This window comes from Cohnella phaseoli (assembly GCF_003386235.1).
GTDB classification, from domain to species: domain Bacteria; phylum Bacillota; class Bacilli; order Paenibacillales; family Paenibacillaceae; genus Cohnella; species Cohnella phaseoli.
The window spans coordinates 1-15427 of record NZ_QRDZ01000008.1 but is presented as its reverse complement, the minus strand read 5'-3'; the positions used below and the strand labels follow the sequence as shown (position 1 = coordinate 15427).

Below are 15427 nucleotides of genomic sequence, written 5' to 3'. Positions count from 1 at the left end.
CCGTGCCTCCCGCATTATTTACGATTACGAGAGTAAATACAGTGGGGTGCGCGGTTCAAAGACAAGCAAATTTGGAAGCGTTTGCAGAGATTTATTCAACTAACATTTATTCAACTAACGGAGGTGTATTTTATGTTAAAAATCGGAAAGGAAGACCGGATCATTTCGTTTGTAATTGGGGTTTGTGTTATGTTGGGCAGTTTATTTGTTATTCCTGGGGGGCTATTTCATCCTGTTAAAGCGTATGCTGCGGGACAGGGATGGGAATTTGCTGGCGATACTCAAGGTTGGGGAAACGCAGGCGATATATCCGGTTTTGGCTGGCAGACAGGCGGGTACATCGGGGGGACGATCTCAGGATCCGACGCTCAGTTTTACTCGGCTGATCATCTCGGCTTGGATGCATCGACAAACAGTCTGATCCGAATCAGAATGAAAAACAGCACGTCCGCAACATCGGCCAGAATATTCTTCACTACAAGCGACAATACCGGTTGGGGATCGAATAACAAGGCATTTACTCTGGTTGCCAACGATACCGGCTACAGAGAATATACCATTGACTTATCGGACGTATCAGGCTGGAAGGGTTGGATCAAGCAGCTCAGGATTGACCCCGTAGACGATGGAACAACAAGCACAGGCTCTTTTAGTATAGATTATATAAGAACGGGCGATGGATGGGATTTCGCCCATGATGCGGAAAGCTGGGGAGACGCAGGTAATATTACCGACTTTGGCTGGCAAACGGGCGGTTACTTAGACGGCACGATCTCGGGACCCGACCCGCAATTTTATTCTCCCGACAATCTGGGCTTAAGCGCAAGTTCGAAGCCTGTCTTAAAAATCAGAATGAAAAACAGCTCAAGCAGCAATATCGCAAGAGTATTCTTCACGACAGTAGCCGATCCCGATTGGGGATCGAATAATCTGTCTTTTACTACCATTCCGAATGATACCGGATATACAGAGTATATAATAGATTTTTCAAGCCTTGCCGGATGGACCGGCACAATCAAGCAATTGAGAATTGACCCTGTAGACGATGGTACAACGAACACGGGTTCTTTCAGCATAGACTATATAAAAATAGCGGCAAAAGACAGGGTATCATGGGGTTCGTTGGCAGGAACCGACGATCTTGGGCGTAAGCTTCCGCAAATAGGCGATACAGGAATCGTTCAACCAAGAGAAAACAGGGTTGTAGGTATGTTTTATACGTTATGGCATGGTGAAGAGCAGATTGACGAATACAATAATGTTTTCAATATGCAAAGCATACTGAATAATAATCCGAACATTTTTCAGCCGAATGCTTCGGGAGAATACAATAATCCTTTAATGCCGAGACCGAACGGTGATTTTATTTATTGGAATAAACCTTTGTTCGGATATTATTCATCCGGCGACGAATGGGTTTTAAGAAAGCAATTACAAATGTTGGCTTTGGCAGGGGTTGATTTTTTAGCCATAGATTTGACGAATAATCAAGTGTTTCAGCCGCAAGTCAATTTACTCATGAGTACTATAGAAGATTTGCAGAGAACAGGTGCCAAAGTTCCCAAGATTGCACTAATTACGCATACGAATTCAGTAAGTTTAATGGATGAGATCTACGAATCCTTCTATGCTCCCGATGCCCCGTACTATCATCCGACTACATGGTTTTACTGGAAAGGGAAGCCGCTGATTGTTGGAGACCAACATGCAAGTACTACCGTAAAAGACTTTTTTACGCTTAGGATAGTGCAATGGCCGGGTGAATATTATACCAATGGATTTGAGATCGGAGCGGATTATGCGCTTCCGCAACATATCAGCTACAATGACTTGGGCGAAAAGGAGAATATGTCGGTAAATACGGCACAGAGTTTTGGGAAAAATAATATTTTCTCGTTATCTATTCCCTATATTTATAATCAAATGCCATTAAGTAAGAGTAGAGCTTATCATAATGGAGCAGATGATCTTTCAACGGGGTCTCAAGATTACGGATATTTTAATCAAGAACAGTTTGACTATGCAATAGCGCAGGACCCTTTATTAGTCACGGTAATGACTTGGAATGAATGGATAGCGGGAAATTGGCAGAAGACGACGCAAACGGATAAATACATTATTTATGATCAATTTGATGACAGATACAGCAAAGATTTGGAGCCGATGGATGGCGGATTTAACGATAACTATTATATGCAACTGGCTCAGAATATAAGAAGATACAAGGGGGCGGAAGCGCCCGCCGAACCGAGTGAGGCCAAGACCATCGCCATAAACGCGGATTTTAGCCAATGGACGGACGTTAACCCTGCTCTCAAGGATTTCACAGGCGACACGATGGCGAGGGATTACCCAGGCGTGGACAATCAAGTATACAGGGATACTACCGGAAGAAACGACTTCGATATAACCAAGATCGCAAGGGATACAGACAACGTATATTTCTATGTAAAAACAGTTAATGATATAACGCCGTATACAGATTCTCATTGGATGACCCTGTATCTGAATGTAGACGGAGACGGTACAAACGGTTGGAAGGGCTATGATTATGCGATTAACCGTACTACTCCAGGTTCAAGCACAGAATGTACCCTTGAAAGAAGTACGGACGGCTGGAACTGGACAACCGTTGCAACCGATATCAGCTATAGCGTTTCAGGCAATCAAATCATGCTTAAAATACCCAGAAGTTCACTCGGCAATCTTGCGGATCCTCTTAGCATAGAGTTTAAATGGGTTGACAACTGGCAGAACGATGACAATTTAATGGATTTCTACAAATACGGCGATGCTGCGCCGGATGCAAGATTTAACTACTTATACAGTACATCGACCTATGCCGGACGTATCGATCAGACGACGCAATTGGCAACTTTACCTGCTCCCGCTCCAGTCCCAAGCGGGTTTTATAAAATGGATGATCATTTGCCGGTATGGGATAAATTTAACACGTTTCCAAATGAAAACTGGTGGACCGAATCTGATGCCGGCTATTCGGGGGGATCGCAAGCGACGACAACTAATTATTTTGCCGATCAGTCGGAATTCAAATTCGGCACCAGTACACGTTCGATCGGTTTCTTCGGCAACGGCGTGAGGTGGATCACGACGAAATCGCCGGATGCCACCCGGGCGGAAATATTCATTGATGGTTTGTCTCAGGGAATCGTGGATTTAAGTAGCGCGCAGGTTCAAAAACAGGTTGTAGCCTTTGAGAAATACGGTCTGTCGGATGGATATCATACGATGCGAATACAATGGAAATTCGAAAGCGGATCTCTGTACAATGATGCAATGGAATATAGGGTTGGGAATGCTGCCATACCAACTCCCGCACCTGGAGAGAATCTGGCTTTAAAGTCGAGTGCTTATGCGGACAATTTTGATGCTGTCAAATTTTATCCCGTAAATCCCGGACAGGTAAACGATAATGATAACAGCTCATACTGGCAAGGAACGGGTACGGGAAGTATATGGCTGGACTTCGGCAGGCCGATAACGATAGACAAAATCGAAACTTTACAGAACACCGCCAACTCCAGAATAGGCAACTACACCCTATCCTATTGGAATGAATCTACACAGTCCTGGAGTACTGCAAAGGCAGGGTCTTCTATGGCGGATGTTCAGGTCGATACTTTTGCGGCTGTGAATACCCATCTGATAAAGCTTACCGTAAACGCTATGCAAACCGGCACTAAGCCTGCAATCTATGAAATTAAGGCGTTCGACACCGCTAATCCAGGTTTGCCTTCTAGCGTAGCAAAGAGCGGCTGGGATTTTACGAATGATGCCGACAGTTGGGGCAGCGCTTCGGGTAGCGCCGGTTTTGGATGGCAGAGCGGAGGTTTTGTAGGTGCGACAGTGAGCGCCAATGATCCGCATTTCTATTCTCCTGAAAATTTGAATTTGACAGCATCAAGCTACAAAACACTCAGAATCAGGATGAAAAACGATACGGTAGGTACAAAAGCCAAGTTCTCGTTTACAACAACTGCCGACACGACGTGGGATGACACTAAGAGTAAGTCCTTCACGATTATACCGAATGATGAAGCCTATACGGAATACACCGTAGATTTGTCTTCGCTTTCGAGTTGGACAGGCACAATCGAACAACTTAGGCTGGACCCCGTTGACGATGCAAACAGCGGTACCTTCAGCGTGGATTATATCCGATTGCAGACAGTTCCATTGGTTTTGAAAAAATGGACGTTTTCGACGGATGCGGAGGGTTGGACGGCCTCTTCAGCTACGGGGATTTCCAATTTTGGATGGCAGATAGGGGGAACGATGGGCGGGGACATCACCATTAATAACGGCAGTCATATTCTATCGCCAAGTCACTTGAACATCGATATTTCCAGATCGCCGACTTTCAAAGTCAGATTGAAAAATAGCACGTCTTCCAGTCGCGCACTTGTCATATTCAGGCAAGCTGACGATGCGGAATGGAATTACGGTCAATCTATGTACTTTACAATTACACCGAATGATACGGGGTATACAGATTATTACTTTAAAGCACCGGCGTATACAGGATTACTGTCTCAGTTGATGATATTTCCGGCATGGGATGCAGGAAGCGGTTCGTTCTCCATTGAGGGTATAAGCATGGGCTATTCTCAAAATCTCAGTGAATTTGCGACAGCTTCCGCAAGCTCGTCTTTGGATGCGGGTCATGGCCCCGAAAAAGCGCTTGACCATCGCAACACAAGCTACTGGAGCGCATCTACGGGCAGTTTTCCGCAGACGCTGACCTATGACATGGGAAGCTCTTACCAAGTATCAACGGTTAAAAGCGGCTTCTATTTAAAAGATGCGTGGAAGAGCAAAATCGAAGCTTCGAACGACGGTGCAAACTGGACCGCTTTATTGGATACGAACAACTTAAAACATCATTTTATCAGCAACGCTGAAGGTTGGACTGGCTCTAATATGAGCGGCTTTGGTTGGAAGAGCGGAGGATATATAGGAGGCACAATAACAGGAGCCGATCCGCAAGTCTACTCACCGGACAATCTGAATGTGCTGCTCAGCGGTGTGGGGGATAAGCACATTGTCATTCGGATGAAAAATGGCACTTCGGATACGATGGGGACTTTATATTACACAACAAATGCCGATCCCACTTTTAATGAAACGAAGAGCATACCGATTTACCTTGTTGCAAACGATGAAGGCTATACCGACTATGAACTCGACCTTGATTATGCGCCCAATGCTTCCGGTACTCTCAAACAGCTTCGTATAGACCCTGTTAATAGTGCGACAAGCGGTACATTCAGTATCGACAGTGTAAAGCTGGTAAGCTCGGAGCTGTCAGCCGATGTTTCCGGTAGTTACCGCTACATTAGGGAAACCGTACTTGATTCAGATATTAATAAAGCCATGATATACAATATGGAGGTGAACGGAACAAGCTGGAGTTCGGAAGGAGAAGCTTCCAACACGATAGCAAACGATACCGAACCGGGTATCGCGTATTCCGGTAGTTGGACGTACAGCGCTTATGCCGGATACTATAATAGCGATTACCGTGTCTCGAATACGCCAAATGATTATGCACAGTTTTCCTTCACAGGGACGAGTATAAGCTGGATTGGTCCTAAAGGAATCAACGAAGGGAAAGCGGATGTGTATATGGACGGGGTTCTGGATGCTTCGGCAATTGATTTATATGCCTCGAGCGAACAATTGCAGCAGGTATTGTATTCCAAAACGGGATTATCCCCTGGCTCGCACACCATTAAATTGGTCGTACGGTCGGATAAGAATCCATCATCTACCGGCTATTATGTCCTCGTGGATGCATTTCAGTATCAGTAGGAGATTAACTTGTTAGTAAGCTGCCCCGACACTAGCCGGGGCAGTTTTTGTGCGCTAGGATCGAACTCGATACCTATCTCCAAATAGAAGCTCCAACCATTTAATAATTATGGACTGCTAACAACGTTATGTTTTGGATATTTTACTACAATCCACTCGCTGATATACTACCGTAATAACGCCGGGATTTCTGGTCGTTGCTGCACTTCGAAGAATAGCGAGTCAGGACAGGTTGGAGTGGAATGATATCTTATCTTATGAGTGAATGGAGCGATTTTGAAATGGATCCGGTTCGTTACAAGATCAGGGAATGTAGGGATCAAGAGAAAATCGAAGGTTTCCTTCGCCAAGCGAGAATTGGCCATCTGGGGCTGGTTGACGGGAAGCTGCCTTATGTTGTACCGCTTAATTATGTATGGACGGAGGGCAAGCTTTATTTTCATGGGGCGGGAGGCGGAAGACGCAATCATATCATGAGTGACAATTCAGAGGTTTGTTTTACGGTATGCGAGGAATACGGGACGATTACGGATCCCGTTCCTGCCAAAACGGATACAGCGTATATGAGTGTTATGATTTTTGGTCAAGCGGAGCCAATCGCGGATCTGGACGAAGCCACCCATGTTCTTCAGGAAATGATCAATAAATATGTACCCGGCTACTATAACCGTCCCTTGTCGAAACAGCATGTGGACAAGTATCGGTCGGCTGTATTCGGCGGACCGGTTCAGGTATACCGGGTTAACCCGTATCATGTGACGGCCAAGGAAAGTCCGATCGAAGCAGAAAAAATGTATAGAACGGCCATGAATGCCGGACCAGAGATTTAACTGCCTATACTATGGATATAGAGTGTTCATGACAAAGGCTGCCGTCATCGGCGGCCTTTTAAGGTGCGATGGACAGTTTTCTCAGACAAACAGTGTTACAATACGAATAAATACGGATAGACTTATACCGATTCTGGGAGGTATTCTGCATGCTACGTCGCAAGCTAGGCCATACAGAAGTACGTATTCCTGCTATTGGACAAGGAACCTGGAAATTTGGCGAAGATCCGCATTCGGAGAAAGACGAAATCGAGGCTTTGCGTTTCGGAATTGAACATGGGCTTGCTCTGATTGATACGGCAGAAGAATATAGCAACGGAGGATCGGAGAGAGTTGTTGGCCAGGCCATTCGAGATATTAGAAGCGATGTGTTTCTGGTAACGAAGGTTTCTGCAAAGAATTGCTCTTACAAAGGCGTTCTAAGCGCAGCAGAGGCTAGTTTAGAACGTTTAAAGACAAATTACATCGATCTATATTTACAGCATTGGCCCAGCGAGCAATATGAGGTTTCGGAAACGATGGGGGCTATGGCGGAATTAGTTCAAAAAGGGCTAATCAAATATGTGGGAGTAAGCAATTTCTCCACTCGCCTCATGCAGGAGGCTCAATCCCATCTAGGCAGCATACCCTTGGTTTGTAATCAAGTCGGATATCATCTGAACGATAGAACCATAGAGAGTGAAATATTGCCCTTTGCAAAGAAGAACGGGATTACCATTATGGGGTACTCGCCATTTGGATATGCTCCTCATGTATTCGGCGCGAAGGGTTTTCCTGAGATCGGATCGCAAGAACGCCATGTCCTGGAATCCATAGGGGCCAAACACGGCAAGACCGCTTATCAAGTGGCGTTAAACTGGGTGTTAAGACAGGAAGATTTGGTTACAATCCCTAAAGCTGCGAAAAAGGAGCACATTGCCGATAATCTAAATGCTTTAGGGTGGGAGCTAGATCAGGGGGATCTTGAACAAATTGAGCGTTTCTTTCCTAGGTGATATCGCTAGCCAAGGGGAGAGGGGAAATGAAGATCGTTTCTTTTTAGCGCTCTCACGCTCTCAAAACCAAAACGAGAACTGTCCGCAATTCGCGCATAGTTCTCGTTAGGTTATTATTTTGCTTTTCCGCTTAGTTTATATAGAATATACTGATTTAGACTTACACCCTCACGCTCTGCATTATCAATTAAATCTCTGTGCAATGTTTTTGGCATTCTAAGCATGATGTTGCCACTAGGAAGTTCTCTAGGTTCGGGGATAGGATCGCCGAATTCGAGTTTAATTTCTATGTGGTCTTGTTTAACCTCTTCGAGGTTTTTGATTAGTTCTTCAATAGTGTCGGCTGTACTTTGACATCCCTCCAATTCTACATATTTCCCATAATAATAATTTCCTGTATCCTCCATGACATGTCTGATAACCATCGTATACTCTAATCCCAAGTAATACTCAAGATTTTTTTCCATTAAAGCCCTCACCCGCACCCTCCTTAGAATCGATTTCCCCAATACGTCAAATTTTCTCTCTCTACAGATCATCTATTATTAAATTTAATCAGGAAAGGGGAATCTTATTCCCCAATCCTGCTCAAAACATCCTCCACATACGCTCGCTTGATGGTGGGTTTGTCCTCCTTTACCGTGATTAGCGACCCCTCAGAATTCCGAAAATGACGATGAGAACCACTTGCTCGAACCAACTGATAACCAAAATGCTCCAATACCTTTGCGGCTTCAGGATATCTTATGTTATGTGGTTGGTTTTTCATCTTCTGAACCAGTTTGTCTATCCGAGACACACGGGATTCACCTCCATGGCGTGATACCATATGTAATATCATGATGTCATTTATAATGATACTGTATATAGTGTCAATTTACAAGCGGCTGAAATAACAGCTAGAATAAATGGAGGCTTTCAAAATTTCAAAACGAATCTTATTTCCACCGCGAGGATGATCTGAGGATGAAGATTTTATTGGTCGAAGACGATAAGACGATTGCGTCCGGTCTGGAGTATTCGCTGCAGCAGGAACATTTTGCAACGGTGCTGTGCCATGATGTCGCTTCGGCCAAGCGGGTGCTCGCCGACAACATCGATCAAATCGACTTATGCTTATTGGATTTGTCGCTTCCGGATGGGAGCGGCTATGAGCTGTGCAAAATGGTTAAAGGGCGGCGGGACATACCGGTTATCTTCTTAACGGCAGTCGACGATGAGGTCAATGTCGTAATGGGGCTGGATATGGGAGCCGACGATTATATTACGAAGCCTTTTCGCGTTCGCGAGCTGCTCTCTCGGATCAAGACCGTCCTGCGGAGATATCAGAAGTCGCCGCAAACGAAGGCGATCGTAGACATCGGCAATGTGCGAATCCATACGCTGGAAGGCAAAGTGCATAAAAGCGGCGTCGAAATTCCGTTAACCGCACTGGAGTATCGTTTATTGCTGATTTTCGGCAACCACATGGGCCAGGTTCTTACCAGAAATCAACTGTTAGAGCAAATCTGGGACGTGGCCGGCGACTTCGTAAACGATAATACGCTAACGGTTTACATTAAGCGGCTGAGGGAAAAACTGGAAGATGATCCGCAACAGCCGACATTGATTAAGACGGTCCGTGGTCTAGGCTATAAGGTCGGTGATTAGATGCTGCGCAATCGGGAGATTCGATTTTTATTGCTTGTTATGGGCGCGATCAGCTTAACGGCGATCCTTGTCGCAGCCTTCATTTCACCTGTCTCCACATTGCTTGTTTTCATCCTATCCCTTCTACTCATGGGCAGCAGTTTGTTATTCACTAGATGGAGATACCGCGAGCTCGACAAGTTATCCGTCTACATGGGGGAAATCAGCAACGGCAACGATACGCTTGACGTTCGCGATAACCAGGAGGGCGAGCTTAGCATTTTGAAAAACAACATTTATAAAGTGACGCTTATGTTATCGGAGCATCGTTCGCTTCTGCAACGGGACAAGGTTCAATTGACGGACGCCATTTCCGACATTTCGCATCAGCTCAAAACGCCGCTCACGTCCATGACGATGATGGCGGATTTATTAAGCGACCCTAACCTCTCTCCGGCCAAGAGATCGGAGTTCACCCACCATATTCGCGTTCAGCTTGAACGCATAGATTGGCTTGTATCCTCCTTGTTAAAGCTGTCGAAAATCGACGCGAAGACGATTCCATTTAAGAAAGATCGCATATCTGTCAAAAATCTGATCCAAAAAGCGCTGGAACCGGTGATGATTCCGATGGATATTAAGGGACAGACGCTTTCCATCGTGGGCGACGATAATGTCTCGTTTATTGGCGATTTCAACTGGACTGCCGAGGCGGTCATCAATATTTTGAAGAATGGCGTGGAGCACACGCCCGAAGGCGGGGCTATCGCCATAACCTTTTCCGAAAACGCGTTATTTACGGAAGTAATCATTGCCGACAACGGGAAGGGCATCCCCAAAGAGGATTTGCCCTATATTTTTAAGCGATTCTACAAAGGAAAGAACGCTGCCGAAGGGAGCATCGGCATAGGTCTCGCGATGGCTCACAGCATAGTGGCCAGTCAGAACGGCGTGATCGACGTGACGAGCGACGGCGAGACGGGGACACAGTTCCGGATTAAATTTTATAAGCAAGTCATTTAAAGGCACCTGTAAGTGACTAAATTGTCACCTTCATCGTCACTTGAAAGTCATTTTAGCCGGATAAAATGATATTCAGCAGCAACACTATGGAGGTCTGACAATGGAAATCTTAAAAATCGAGCATCTGTCTAAAATATACGGGCAAGGCGATTCGGCGGTGAAGGCGCTTGACGATGTTTCGTTCTCCGTTCGCAAAGGGGAGTTCGTCGCGATTATCGGTCCGTCCGGCTCGGGAAAATCGACGCTGCTGCATATGCTGGGCGGGGTAGATCAGCCGACAGGCGGTAAGGTGTGGGTTGAGGACACGGACATGTATGCCTTGAATGAAACGCAGCTAGCCATTTTTCGCCGCAGACAGATCGGCCTGGTCTACCAGTTCTTCAATCTGATTCCGGTCCTGACGGTGGAGGAGAACATGACGCTGCCGCTCTTGCTGGACCAACAGAAGGTAGATCGGAAGCATTTGGACAGTCTTGTGAGCACGTTGGATCTGCAGCATCGCTTAAACCATCTGCCTAATCAGCTTTCCGGCGGACAGCAGCAGCGGGTGTCAATCGGCCGAGCGGTCATAGGCAATCCTGCGATTATGCTGGCGGACGAACCGACCGGAAATCTGGACAGCAAGAATAGCAGCGAGATCGTCGACTTGTTAAAAATGCTGAATAAAACCTATCATCAGACGTTGATCGTCATTACGCACGACGAACGAATCGCCCTGCAAGCCGACAGGATCATTACGATCGAAGACGGAAGGATTGCCAAGGACGAGGTGATCCGTCGATGAACATCGTCAATAAATTAACGATCCGGCATTTGAAGCAGAACAAGCGACGAACGCTTGTCACCCTCATAGGCGTCGTCATTTCGGTAGCCATGGTGACTGCGGTCGCTACGCTTGTTTCTTCCTTTTCCGATTTAATGATCAGACAGACCATCGCGAATTCAGGGGAATGGCACGTTCAATATCAAGAGGTTAACAAGGATCAGCTTGCGGCGATTCTGGACGATGACGCAACCAAAACCGTTGCGATTACAAGAGATCTTGGCTATGCCGCAATAGGAGGAGAAAATCCAAATAAGCCGTATTTGTTCATCCAACAATACGATGCACAAGGGATCGCGCAATTTCAGGTTGAACTGAGCAAGGGGCGTCTTCCGCAAACGGATAAGGAAATCGTCATTTCCGAAGCCGTCGTAACGAACGCCAAAGTGAAATACGAAATCGGCGATCGCTTAACCCTTCGCGTCGGCGAACGATTCGAACAAGGGAACGACCAGCCCCTGGGTCAAACCGAGTCGCTCCGCAGGGAAGAAGGCAACTTGACCGAAACCCTGCAGCACATCGAGACGCAAGATTATACGGTGGTAGGCTTCATCAAGCGTCCCGTATGGGAAGCGGCTTGGGCTCCGGGATATACGGTTATTAGCTATATCGACGAAGATCTCATCGGAGCTAATCAACGAGTCAATGCGGCGGTCGTTCTGCAGAAAGTCAATCGATCGCTATTCGCACATGCGGGAAAATTGGCGGAAAGCAACCATATCGCAACGGTCCAATATAATAATGATTTGCTTCATTATTACGGCTTATCCAAGAGCAGAGCTTCATCCAGCACGATGATTTCTTTGTCGGCGATCCTGATGGCGGTGATTATGATCGGCTCGGTTTCGCTCATCTATAATGCTTTTGCGATATCCGTCTCGGAACGCTCCCGCCATTTAGGAATGCTGGCGAGCGTAGGGGCTACGAAAAGACAGAAGAGAAATTCAGTGCTTTTTGAAGGTGTCGTCATTGGCCTGATCAGCATTCCCGTTGGAATCCTATGCGGTCTTGCCGGAATCGGGATTACTTTCTGGTTTATGAATCCCATGATACAAGGGGCGCTATGGACCAAGGAGAAGCTGGCGCTTGCCGTCACGCCGTTATCGCTTCTAATTTCCTGCGCGGTTTCGATGCTGACGATTCTTATTTCCACGTATCTCCCCGCTGTCAAAGCATCCAAGATTTCTGCCATGGACGCGATTCGCCAGACCTCCGACGTAAAGCTTACAGTTAAATCTGTGAAAACGTCGAAGTTCATTCGTAAGCTGTTCGGAATCGAGGCGGAAATCGGATTAAAAAACTTGAAAAGGAACAAACGGAGATATCATACGATCGTATTTTCGCTCGTTATCAGCATCGTACTATTTTTAACGGTATCGTTTTTTACCGCGGGTTTGAAACAATCCTTAAAGCTGTCTCAGCAAGGCATTAAATACGATATTGAAGTCTCATACGGCAATGGGCAAAGGTTAGACGACCAGTTGATTCGCTCGATTGCGTCCTTAGATGACGTGACGGAATATAATGTGATAGACGAACTTTATAAGGACACATGGGTCGCTGAAGCACAGCTCGCCGATGAATTGCAAGAGCTGGTTAAGGAGGATATAAGTTTAGTTCAAGACGGAAAATATCTTTACACCATTAAGATTCATGCCTTAAACGATTCAGGTCTGCAAGCCTACGCCAAAGCGGTTGGTGCGGATTACGAACAACTGACGGACCCGGAGCATCCCGCTGCGATCGTGATTGATACCATTCGTTACGAGGAAAGGGGCACGGGGAGATTTGTTCAGACGAAGGCGATCTATACGAAGATCGGCCAACGTATCGAGCTAACGAATGTGGATTTTGAAACCGGAGAAGAGACTAAGGGAAGCAGTGTGACGGTTGCCGCGTTGACGGATCAAGCGCCTATGGGGATGACCCCGTTAGGGGTAAGCGGGCTGAATATCATCGTTTCGGAGCGCGTCATGAATCGCCTGGCAGACGAAGAGGACATGGCGAACATTGAGACCTTCCTCCATTTGAAAAGTGCGGATCCGATGAGAACGCAGCAGCAAATCGAGGAGATGCAGGTGACCAATCTGCAGACCTACAATTTATATCAATCCAGAAAAAGCGAAGAACAACAGGTTCTACTGATGTCCGTCTTTTCTTACGGTTTTATCGTATTGATTTCGGCGATTTCCATTGCGAACATCTTTAATACGATCTCGACAGGCGTATCCCTGCGCAAACGGGAATTTGCGATGCTGAAGTCCGTTGGCATGACGCCAAAAAGCTTTACGAAAATGCTTAACTACGAAAGTATCTTTTATGGGGTCAAGTCGCTGTTGTTCGGGCTTCCCGTCAGCTTCATCGTGATGGTTTTGATTTATAAAGCATTTTCGAACAAATTCGGCTTTGCATTCGCCATGCCTTGGACGAGCATTGTTGCGGTCATTGCCGCCGTATTCGTCATCGTCGGCTCCGCGATGCTCTATTCCGCCGCGAAAGTGAAAAGAGAAAACCTGATGGATGCGTTGAAGCAGGAAAGTATATGAGGAGAGACCCATGACCACACAACAACGTAAGATCGTTTTAGCCATAACCGCATGTTATACCCTTATGATTCTCTATTTTATGCTTCTCGCTTTTGGGAGAACAGGCACCGTGGATCGAGAGGCCGGCTACACCTTTCTTTTCTTCCCGCTCGATTTTTTTAGGCTTCCAAGTCTGTCCGATCTGCTTCTGCATCCGACCGTGATGGACCTTGTGGGTATTGGCAACGTCGCAGCTTTCATCCCTTTTGGCTTATTGATTCCGTTGTTATATCGGATCAGCTTTATTCGATTCATCGCCTTGTTCATCCTGTCGATTCTTGCGATTGAAACCATTCAGGCTCTAACTATGCTCGGCAGCTTCGATCTTAACGATGTCATTCAAAACTCCATAGGCGCAGCAATCGGATTCGGAGCTTACAAAATTGGCTTTCGGACAACGAGTGTCAGGAGAAATATAGTCGTTACGGGCATTTCCGTTGTTATCCTTCTAGGCGGAGTTTGGGGGAGCTTCGGGATCTTTAACAAAGCCTACGTCCAAGAGCTGGGGCCGTTTGTTGCGCTAAGCGAATTGAAGGACAGCAGCGGAAATCCGGCGATGGGAGCAAAGCCGTACAGTTTCAAAGTTGGCGGCCAAGACGTAGAACCCAAGCATAATGTGTACAGCGCTGGGGGCAATAATGTTGAAACGTACACCTATTCCTTGGGCAATAACGAGCTGTATCTCTACTTCAACTACGGCATTCCCGATCAAGAGAATCTTCGCGGGAGCCTGAGCATTTCCGTGGATGGACAGGAGTACCTATCCGTATCAGCGACGGATGAACGTCAAGAGCCGGAGATATCCAGCCTCTATGTCGAACAGGCCAAGGAGCTCACAATAACGATTGAGGGAAATGAAAAGGTGTGGGATGTTGGATTTCGGGAGATGAAGTATTCCTGGAATTGGTGAAGGTAGCGGTGTTAAGGATTTATGGATATGCAAGTCCTCCTAGAAGTGATTCTAGGAGGACTTTTAATTCTCTGTAGGAATGGGGCCGTTTTTCTTTTCGTATTCTTGGATGTGCTGCTCAATCAAATATTCAATTTGCATAGCAATAGAACGTTTATTTTTGTCTGCAATATATTTAATTTTTTGAAAGTTTGTATCCTCTAATCTTAAAGTAAAGACCCTTTTATTAGTTGCCACGATTATTGCCCCTTTTTAGTGATAGCACTATATTATCACTTAGAAGTCACTGAGAATACATTCATATTGACATCACTTCGAGTTCACCATAGAATGGAAATGTGAAGTGATTTCTAAGTGACATCACCAAATTGGAGGGGAATTAAATGCTTAAAGATTTAGAGCATTACTTTGATTGTTTTGTTGGAAAAAGAACTGAAGAAATTGGGCAAGTAGTTTTAATGAAGAATTTATACTACAAGGAGCTTGTGAATACCAAACGATGTTCGTTTCAAGAAATGATGCGAAGCATTCCAGATTCATGCCAAGAGTTATTATTTGATTTTGAAGATAAAGCAAATTATCAAGCTGCATTTGCCAACGAAATAATCTATAGACAGGGCTTCTTGGATGGACTGAATCTTCGGAATACTACCTTAATTAATCATGTTCATGAGCATTTTGTTGGAGAGTTCGAGGAGAATGTATAAGTCTGAAATCCACAGCTAACGCACGTATGAACAGAAATAGGCAACCCAAACAAACCGTCCAAATGACGGAAAAAGGGAAAATATGGTCCTACA

Annotated in this window: 12 protein-coding genes; 9 read left to right on the top strand and 3 right to left on the bottom strand. The window is 45.8% G+C overall.

The genetic code is table 11. The features are described 5' to 3' along the window. Window positions 1-132: 132 nt before the first annotated feature. The 3 genes from DFP98_RS11685 (at window position 133) to DFP98_RS11675 (ending at window position 7657) form a co-directional block, all read left to right on the top strand. Window positions 133-5832 (top strand): discoidin domain-containing protein, encoded by a 5700-nt coding sequence (locus DFP98_RS11685; RefSeq protein WP_116060779.1) that lies wholly within the window; start codon window positions 133-135, stop codon window positions 5830-5832. Window positions 5833-6113: 281 nt separating this feature from the next. Further along, window positions 6114-6662, top strand: coding sequence for a pyridoxamine 5'-phosphate oxidase family protein (locus DFP98_RS11680; RefSeq protein WP_116060778.1), 549 nt, complete (start codon window positions 6114-6116; stop codon window positions 6660-6662). 149 nt (window positions 6663-6811) lie between these two features. Continuing rightward, a complete protein-coding gene (locus DFP98_RS11675; RefSeq protein WP_116060777.1) occupies window positions 6812-7657 on the top strand; it encodes an aldo/keto reductase in 846 nt (281 codons plus the stop codon). A gap of 113 nt (window positions 7658-7770) precedes the next feature. Here DFP98_RS11675 and DFP98_RS11670 read toward each other — a convergent pair whose 3' ends face one another. Continuing rightward, window positions 7771-8136: a type II toxin-antitoxin system HicB family antitoxin gene (locus tag DFP98_RS11670; RefSeq protein WP_246016501.1), complete on the bottom strand. Its 366-nt coding sequence runs from the start codon at window positions 8134-8136 to the stop codon at window positions 7771-7773. Window positions 8137-8228: 92 nt separating this feature from the next. Continuing rightward, on the bottom strand, window positions 8229-8426 hold the full coding sequence (locus DFP98_RS11665) for a type II toxin-antitoxin system HicA family toxin (protein WP_246016512.1): 198 nt from the start codon (window positions 8424-8426) through the stop codon (window positions 8229-8231). A gap of 197 nt (window positions 8427-8623) precedes the next feature. On the opposite strand from DFP98_RS11665, the gene DFP98_RS11660 reads away from it, so the two are divergent. The 5 genes from DFP98_RS11660 to DFP98_RS11640 all read left to right on the top strand — a co-directional run bounded on the left by DFP98_RS11660 (window position 8624) and on the right by DFP98_RS11640 (window position 14627). Beyond that, entirely contained in the window at window positions 8624-9307 is a 684-nt protein-coding gene (locus DFP98_RS11660; RefSeq protein WP_116060775.1) for a response regulator transcription factor, read from the top strand. Then, a complete protein-coding gene (locus DFP98_RS11655; protein ID WP_116060774.1) occupies window positions 9308-10309 on the top strand; it encodes a sensor histidine kinase in 1002 nt (333 codons plus the stop codon). A gap of 100 nt (window positions 10310-10409) precedes the next feature. After that, window positions 10410-11093: an ABC transporter ATP-binding protein gene (locus DFP98_RS11650; protein WP_116060773.1), complete on the top strand. Its 684-nt coding sequence runs from the start codon at window positions 10410-10412 to the stop codon at window positions 11091-11093. Then, window positions 11090-13678 (top strand): ABC transporter permease, encoded by a 2589-nt coding sequence (locus DFP98_RS11645; protein ID WP_116060772.1) that lies wholly within the window; start codon window positions 11090-11092, stop codon window positions 13676-13678. Before DFP98_RS11650 ends, DFP98_RS11645 begins: the two co-directional genes overlap by 4 nt. 10 nt (window positions 13679-13688) lie before the next feature. Next, window positions 13689-14627 carry a VanZ family protein gene (locus DFP98_RS11640; protein ID WP_116060771.1) on the top strand — a complete coding sequence of 313 codons (939 nt, stop codon included), beginning with the start codon at window positions 13689-13691 and terminating at the stop codon, window positions 14625-14627. 63 nt (window positions 14628-14690) lie between these two features. Here the strand turns inward: DFP98_RS11640 and DFP98_RS11635 are convergent, their stop codons facing one another. Beyond that, window positions 14691-14864: an Arc family DNA-binding protein gene (locus DFP98_RS11635; protein ID WP_116060770.1), complete on the bottom strand. Its 174-nt coding sequence runs from the start codon at window positions 14862-14864 to the stop codon at window positions 14691-14693. A gap of 146 nt (window positions 14865-15010) precedes the next feature. Between DFP98_RS11635 and DFP98_RS11630 the strand changes: the two genes are divergently transcribed. After that, the gene (locus DFP98_RS11630) at window positions 15011-15334 is read left to right on the top strand and encodes a hypothetical protein (RefSeq protein ID WP_116060769.1); all 324 of its coding nucleotides are present in this window, start codon (window positions 15011-15013) and stop codon (window positions 15332-15334) included. The last annotated feature ends 93 nt before the right edge of the window (window positions 15335-15427 follow it).

Excerpts from the sequence above, each read along its gene's own strand:
- DFP98_RS11665 (WP_246016512.1), bottom strand. The coding sequence starts at position 8,426 with ATGAAAAACCAACCACATAACATAAGATATCCTGAAGCCGCAAAGGTA.
- DFP98_RS11680 (WP_116060778.1), top strand. The coding sequence starts at position 6,114 with ATGGATCCGGTTCGTTACAAGATCAGGGAATGTAGGGATCAAGAGAAA.
- DFP98_RS11685 (WP_116060779.1), top strand. The coding sequence starts at position 133 with ATGTTAAAAATCGGAAAGGAAGACCGGATCATTTCGTTTGTAATTGGG.
- DFP98_RS11655 (WP_116060774.1), top strand. The coding sequence starts at position 9,308 with ATGCTGCGCAATCGGGAGATTCGATTTTTATTGCTTGTTATGGGCGCG.
- DFP98_RS11630 (WP_116060769.1), top strand. The coding sequence starts at position 15,011 with ATGCTTAAAGATTTAGAGCATTACTTTGATTGTTTTGTTGGAAAAAGA.
- DFP98_RS11645 (WP_116060772.1), top strand. The coding sequence starts at position 11,090 with ATGAACATCGTCAATAAATTAACGATCCGGCATTTGAAGCAGAACAAG.
- DFP98_RS11640 (WP_116060771.1), top strand. The coding sequence starts at position 13,689 with ATGACCACACAACAACGTAAGATCGTTTTAGCCATAACCGCATGTTAT.
- DFP98_RS11675 (WP_116060777.1), top strand. The coding sequence starts at position 6,812 with ATGCTACGTCGCAAGCTAGGCCATACAGAAGTACGTATTCCTGCTATT.
- DFP98_RS11650 (WP_116060773.1), top strand. The coding sequence starts at position 10,410 with ATGGAAATCTTAAAAATCGAGCATCTGTCTAAAATATACGGGCAAGGC.
- DFP98_RS11660 (WP_116060775.1), top strand. The coding sequence starts at position 8,624 with ATGAAGATTTTATTGGTCGAAGACGATAAGACGATTGCGTCCGGTCTG.